A 7,053-nucleotide genomic window follows, 5' to 3' on the forward strand; every position below is an offset into this window, starting at 1 on the left:
TCGGGTCGTGCCCGCGTTCGCGGTCGCTGCCGCGGCGGCCACGCTGACGTGGATCGTCGTCCCGCAGCTGCAGACGGCCGGTGCCCCGGGCGCCGTCCAGGTCGCGTCGGCCGGTGCGCCGCAAGGCGGCAACCTGCAGCGCGTGACGGTTGCGCAGGCATCGGCCCAGCCGGGCCTGCAGGACGTCAACATCATCCGCGACGCCAGCCTCGACCAATACCTTGAAGCGCACCAGCAATTCGCGCAGCAGCCCGTTGTCACGGGTTCGATGCCGCTGATCCGCGCTGCCGTGACCACCACGCCAGGCCAATAAACCCGATGCGGACATTGCAGTTGAATCACGCCATCTCCGGATGGAAGCGGCTGCCGGCCCTCCTGCTTTGCGCAGCCGCCCTGTTGTCCGTTCAATCCCTTCCTGCCAGCGCACAGCAACCGGACGATCCCGTCGCGACCCGCAAGGGTGCCGCCGACTGGCTCGACCGTGTCCAGCAAGCGGCGCAGCAGCAGAGCTACGAAGGCACGTTCGTCTACCAGCGCGGCGGGTATGTGCAGTCGTCGCGCATCGCGCACGTCGCGTCCCGCGACGGCGAGTTCGAGCGCATCGAGACGCTCGACGGCAAGCCGCGCAAGCTGCTGCGACATAACGACGAGCTGTACACGTTCGTGCCCGAGCGCAAGCTGTGCGTGGTCGAGCGCCGTCAGACGCGCGACTCGTTCCCCGCGCTGCTCGGCGCGAGCGGCGAGCACGTGATGTCCGTCTACGACGCGAAGTCGCTCGGCAAGGACCGCGTGGCGGGGATCGACGCGCAGGTCGTCGAGCTCGTGCCGAAGGATGCGTACCGCTTCACGTACAAGCTGTGGGCCGACGCGCGCACGGGGCTGCTGCTGCGCTCGCAGACGCTCGATGCGAACGATCACGTGCTCGAGCAGATTGCGTTCTCGCAATTGCAGACGGGCGGCGCAAGCGGCGACAAGGCCGCGATCGCGGCCGGCATGCGCAACCTGAGCGGCTGGACGGTCGTGCGGCCGCCGGTCGCGACGGTCGACATGGAAGCGCAGGGCTGGCAGCTCGCCCCGAGCGTGGCCGGTTTCCAGAAGATTCGCGAAGTGCGCAGGCCGATGGCCGCGCGTGACGCGGGCGAGCCGCCGATCCCGGTCGATCAGGCCGTCTTCACCGACGGTCTCGCGACGATCTCGGTTTTCATCGAGCCGGCCGAAAAGAATACGCGCAAGGAAGGCGCGGGCAGCACCGGTGCAACGAACGTGCTCGTGAAGCGCCGCGGCGACTACTGGATCACCGTGCTCGGCGAAGTGCCGCCGGCTACGTTGCAGCAGTTCGCGTCTGCCATAGAATACAAGGCTTCCAAGTAACGCTACGGCTTCCGACATGATGAAACTCACGCTGCGCAAATGGCTCGCGGCGGCGGCGCTGTCTGCCTGCCTGCCGCTCGTGCCGCATACCGCGTTTGCGGTGACGGCTCCCGCTGCCAGCCTGCCCGACTTCGCCGACCTGGTCGAAAAGGTCGGGCCGGCCGTCGTGAACATCCGGACCACCGCCAACGTGCCGACGAGCAGCGGCCCGCGCGGGATGCTCCCGCCGGGCTTCGACAACGGCGACATGTCGGAATTCTTCCGGCGCTTCTTCGGCATTCCGCTGCCGCAGGCGCCCGGCAACGGTAGCGGCAATGGCGGCGGCAATCCGAAGAACGCGCCGACGCCTGACAATCCGCCCGACACCGAACAGAATCGCGGCGTCGGCTCGGGTTTCATCGTGTCGGCCGACGGTTACGTGATGACCAACGCGCACGTCGTCGACGATGCGGACACCATCTACGTGACGCTGACCGACAAGCGCGAATTCAAGGCGAAGCTGATCGGCGTCGACGATCGCACGGACGTCGCGGTCGTCAGGATCCAGGCGTCGAACCTGCCGGTCGTCGCGATCGGCGATTCGAACAAGGTGCGCGTCGGCGAGTGGGTTGTCGCGATCGGTTCGCCGTTCGGCCTCGACAACACGGTGACGGCCGGCATCGTCAGCTCGAAGAGCCGCAACACGGGCGACTACCTGCCGTTCATCCAGACCGACGTCGCCGTGAACCCCGGCAACTCGGGCGGCCCGCTGATCAACATGCAGGGCGAGGTGATCGGTATCAACTCGCAGATCTACAGCCGTACCGGCGGCTTCATGGGCATCTCGTTCGCGATTCCGATCGACGAGGCGATGCGCGTGGCTGACCAGCTGAAGGCGACGGGCAAGGTCACGCGCGGCCGGATCGCGGTGGCGATCGGCGAGGTGACGAAGGACGTGGCCGATTCGATCGGGCTGCCGAAGGCCGAGGGCGCGCTCGTCAGCAGCGTCGAGCCGGGCGGTCCGGCCGACAAGGCGGGCATCCAGCCGGGCGACATTATCCTGAAGTTCAATGGCCGTTCGGTCGATACGGCGTCGGACCTGCCGCGCATGGTTGGCGACACGAAGCCCGGCACGAAGGCGACGGTCAGCGTATGGCGCAAGGGTCAGGCACGCGATCTGCCGATCACGATCGCGGAGACGCCGGCCGAAACGACGGCGAAGGCCGAGCAGCGCAAGAACGCGCCGCAAAAGCCGCGCCAGACCAATTCGCTCGGTCTGACGGTCAGTGACCTGACGGCGGAGCAGATGAAGACGCTGAAGCTGAAGAACGGCGTGCAGATCGACGGCGTCGACGGCCCGGCCGCCCGTGCGGGCCTGCAGCGCGGTGACATCGTGCTGCGCGTCGGCGACACCGACATCACGAACGCGAAGCAGTTTGCCGACGTGACCGCGCAGCTCGATCCGCAGAAGGCGGTCGCGGTGCTCGTGCGGCGTGGCGACAACACGCAGTTCGTGCCCGTGCGGCCGCGCCAGAAGTAACGCGCCGATGTTCACGCTCTACGGCCGCGGCTGGTGCCACCTGTGCGACGACATGCGCGACGCACTGGCGCCGGTGGCGGCCGAATTCGGCGTCGCGGTCGATTACATCGACATCGACACCGATGCGGCACTCGTCGCCCGCTACGACGAGGATGTGCCCGTGCTGCTGCTGGACGGGGCGGAGGTATGTCGCCACCGGTTCGACGACGCACGGGTGCGCGATGCGCTGAAAGCCCGGCGCTGAGCCTGGCATGCCGCCGGCGGGTGTCGCTTCGCACGGGGCTTGGCCCGGCTGGCGCCTCCGGCGGGCCACTGCACGGCCCGGCGTAGGAAATACCGCCCGGCGAAGGCCTTTTCGGCTAAAATAAGCCGTTTTTTCACCGACTTACAAGGCGTGCTCCGCAGTCGTCGAGCGCGCCTTTTTCGCTTGATCGGCACTGAATGGATCATATTCGCAATTTCTCGATCATCGCGCACATCGACCATGGCAAGTCGACGCTCGCGGATCGCATCATCCAGGTATGCGGCGGCCTCGCCGACCGTGAAATGGAAGCGCAGGTGCTCGACTCGATGGATATCGAGCGCGAGCGCGGCATCACGATCAAGGCGCAGACTGCCGCGTTGTCCTATCGCGCGCGCGACGGCAAGGTCTACAACCTGAACCTGATCGACACGCCGGGGCACGTCGACTTCTCGTACGAAGTCAGCCGTTCGCTGTCCGCATGCGAAGGCGCGCTGCTGGTCGTCGATGCGAGCCAGGGCGTCGAGGCGCAGACGGTCGCGAACTGCTACACGGCGATCGAGCTCGGCGTCGAGGTCGTTCCCGTGCTGAACAAGATCGACCTGCCCGCCGCGAACCCCGAAAACGCGATCGAGGAGATCGAGGACGTGATCGGCATCGACGCGACCGACGCGACGCGTTGCAGCGCGAAGACAGGCCTCGGCGTCGAGGACGTGCTCGAGTCGCTGATCGCGAAGGTGCCGCCGCCGAAGGGCGATCCGGCCGCGCCGCTGCAGGCGCTCATCATCGATTCGTGGTTCGACAACTACGTCGGTGTCGTGATGCTCGTACGCATCGTTAACGGCACGCTGCGCCCGAAGGACAAGATCAAGCTGATGGCGACCGGCGCGCAGTATCCGGTCGAGCACATCGGCGTGTTCACGCCGAAGTCGCGCAATCTAGAAACGCTGTCGGCCGGGCAGGTGGGTTTCATCATCGCTGGCATCAAGGAACTGACGGCAGCGAAGGTCGGCGACACCGTCACGCACGCGACCAAGGCTGCTGTCGAGCCGCTGCCGGGCTTCAAGGAAGTGAAGCCGCAGGTGTTCGCGGGGCTGTATCCGGTCGAGGCCAACCAGTATGACGCACTGCGCGAATCGCTCGAGAAGCTGAAGTTGAACGATGCGTCGCTGCAGTACGAGCCGGAAGTGTCGCAGGCGCTCGGCTTCGGTTTCCGCTGCGGCTTCCTCGGCCTGCTGCACATGGAAATCGTGCAGGAGCGGCTCGAACGCGAGTTCGACATGGACCTCATCACGACCGCGCCGACGGTTGTCTACGAGGTCGTGCAGAGCGACGGCTCGACGATCAAGGTCGAGAACCCGGCGAAGATGCCGGACCCGCCGAAGATCGAGGAGATTCGCGAGCCGATCGTCACGGTGAACCTGTACATGCCGCAGGACTACGTCGGCTCCGTGATCACGCTGTGCGAGCAGAAGCGCGGATCGCAGATCAACATGCAATATCACGGCCGTCAGGTGCAACTGACCTACGAGATCCCGATGGCCGAGATCGTGCTCGATTTCTTCGATCGCCTGAAGTCGGTGTCGCGCGGCTACGCGTCGATGGACTACGAGTTCAAGGAATACCGTGCGGCCGACGTCGTGAAGGTCGACATGCTGATCAACGGTGACAAGGTCGATGCGCTGTCGGTTATCGTCCACCGTTCGCAGTCACAGTACCGCGGCCGCGAAGTGGCCGCGAAGATGCGCGAGATCATTCCACGCCAGATGTACGACGTGGCGATCCAGGCTACGATCGGCGCGCACATCATTGCCCGCGAGAACATCAAGGCGCTGCGCAAGAACGTGCTGGCGAAGTGCTATGGCGGCGACATCTCACGAAAGAAGAAACTGCTCGAAAAGCAGAAAGCGGGTAAGAAACGAATGAAGCAGGTGGGTTCGGTCGAGATCCCGCAGGAAGCGTTCCTTGCGATCTTGCGCGTCGAAGACAAATAACAGGACTGATCCTTTTATGAATTTTGCGCTGATTCTTTTTGTGCTCGTCGTCTTGACGGGCGTAGCGTGGGTGCTGGACAAACTGGTGTTCCTGCCGCAGCGACGCAAGGCGGCCGACTCGGCGATCGAGGAGTTCGATCGCCAGCAGTCGCGCATCGACAAGCGTTTCGCGGATGAAAACGCGGTGCAGACGCGTTCGAAGCTGCGCGACGAGAAGCTGCGCCAGCCGTGGTGGCTCGAGTACACGGCGAGCTTCTTCCCGGTGATCCTGGCGGTGTTCGTCGTGCGTTCGTTCGTCGTCGAGCCGTTCAAGATTCCGTCGGGCTCGATGGTGCCGACGCTGCTCGTCGGCGATTTCATCCTCGTCAACAAGTTCGAATACGGGCTGCGCCTGCCGGTCACGAACACGAAGATCACGCAGGGCAGCCCGCTGTCGCGCGGCGATGTCGTCGTGTTCCGCTATCCGAAGGACGAGTCGGTCGACTACATCAAGCGCGTGATCGGCCTGCCGGGCGATACCGTCGCGTACCAGGACAAGCAACTCACGATCAACGGCCAGCCGGTGCCCGAAACGCCGCTGCCCGATTTCTTCGACGACGAGCGCCAGAACTACGCGAAGCAGTTCGAGGAAACGATCGGCAACAAGAAGAACGCGATCCTCAACAACCCGGCCGTGCCGCCGTTCGTGATGGGCGCATACGACTATCCGTTTCGCGACAACTGCACGTACAACAGCCGCGGCGTGATCTGCAAGGTGCCGCCCGGTCACTACTTCATGATGGGCGACAACCGCGACAACAGTGCGGACAGCCGCTACTGGGGTTTCGTGCCGGACCAGAACATCGTCGGCCGTGCGTTCTTCATCTGGATGAACTTCAGCGACCTGAAGCGCATCGGTTCCTTCAACTGATCGCATTCGACTCAATCGCAATGCGCGACGCACGGGCCGCGTCGCGTATTGCCGAACTACTTTAAGAACCGGCGGTAACACCGCCTCGTCACGCCTTTTCGCGTCCGGCCGTGCCGTTTCGGCCCGACCGGCGCCCGCGTTATACTCCTGCACATGCCCCTATCCCAGTTGGAAAGCCGGCTGCGCTACGAATTTCGCAATGCGGAATTGTTGCGCCAGGCTTTGACCCATCGTAGTCACAGTGCCACGCACAACGAACGGCTCGAGTTTCTCGGCGACTCCGTTCTGAATTGCGCGGTGGCTGCCCTTTTGTTCCAGCGTTTTAGCAAGCTGGACGAAGGCGATCTGTCGCGCGTACGCGCCAACCTCGTCAAACAGCAGTCGCTGTACGAAATTGCTCAGGCCCTGAATATCTCGGACGGGCTGCGGCTCGGCGAGGGCGAACTGCGCAGCGGCGGGTTCCGCCGCCCGTCGATCCTCGCGGACGCGTTCGAAGCCATCATCGGGGCCGTGTTCCTCGATGGCGGCTTCGAAGCCGCCCAAGGGGTCATCAAGCGCCTCTATATCCCGATTCTCGACCACATCGATCCGCGCACGCTCGGCAAGGACGCGAAGACGCTGCTGCAGGAATACCTGCAGGGGCACAAGATCGCGCTGCCCACCTACACGGTGGTCGCGACGCATGGTGCGGCGCACAATCAGCAATTCGAAGTCGAATGCACGGTGCCGAAGCTCGACGTGAAGGTGTCGGGCTCCGGTGCGAGCCGGCGCGCAGCCGAGCAGGCCGCGGCGAAGAAGGCGCTCGACGAGGTGATGGCGGCTGCGCCGATGCTGGCCGCGAAGCCGAAGCGCTCGAAAAACGCGCGCGGGTCGAAGCATGTCGAACCCGAAATCGTGCCGGGCGTGAAGGGCGTGCAGGAAGCGCTCGACCTGCGCTCGCCGGAGCGGAAGGAACGCGCGGCAGCGCGCGAGGCGAGGGCGGCCGGTGCGGCGCCTGCGGCAAGCGATGCGACCGGTA

6 protein-coding genes and 1 pseudogene are annotated in these 7,053 nt (G+C 64.9%); all 7 read left to right on the forward strand.

What is annotated here, in order from left to right:
* Positions 1–313, forward strand: a pseudogene (locus G3N93_RS30665) (anti-sigma factor); the annotation flags it as partial.
* 5 nt (positions 314–318) lie between these two features.
* Entirely contained in the window at positions 319–1,371 is a 1,053-nt protein-coding gene (locus tag G3N93_RS30670) for a MucB/RseB C-terminal domain-containing protein (RefSeq protein WP_059527587.1), read from the forward strand.
* Between the two features lie 16 nt (positions 1,372–1,387).
* Complete coding sequence (locus G3N93_RS30675; RefSeq protein WP_206134633.1) at positions 1,388–2,890, forward strand: DegQ family serine endoprotease; 1,503 nt, start codon at positions 1,388–1,390, stop codon at positions 2,888–2,890.
* 7 nt (positions 2,891–2,897) lie between these two features.
* Entirely contained in the window at positions 2,898–3,134 is a 237-nt protein-coding gene (locus G3N93_RS30680; protein ID WP_206134634.1) for a glutaredoxin family protein, read from the forward strand.
* 197 nt (positions 3,135–3,331) lie between these two features.
* On the forward strand, positions 3,332–5,125 hold the full coding sequence (gene lepA / locus G3N93_RS30685; RefSeq protein ID WP_174944483.1) for a translation elongation factor 4: 1,794 nt from the start codon (positions 3,332–3,334) through the stop codon (positions 5,123–5,125).
* Between the two features lie 16 nt (positions 5,126–5,141).
* Entirely contained in the window at positions 5,142–6,035 is an 894-nt protein-coding gene (gene lepB / locus G3N93_RS30690) for a signal peptidase I (protein ID WP_011351413.1), read from the forward strand.
* A gap of 153 nt (positions 6,036–6,188) precedes the next feature.
* Positions 6,189–7,053 (forward strand): ribonuclease III (rnc, locus tag G3N93_RS30695; protein WP_206134635.1); only part of this gene is annotated, 865 nt, incomplete at its 3' end.

Origin of the sequence: Burkholderia sp. Se-20378, assembly GCF_017104665.1 — a bacterium.
Lineage (GTDB): Bacteria > Pseudomonadota > Gammaproteobacteria > Burkholderiales > Burkholderiaceae > Burkholderia > Burkholderia lata.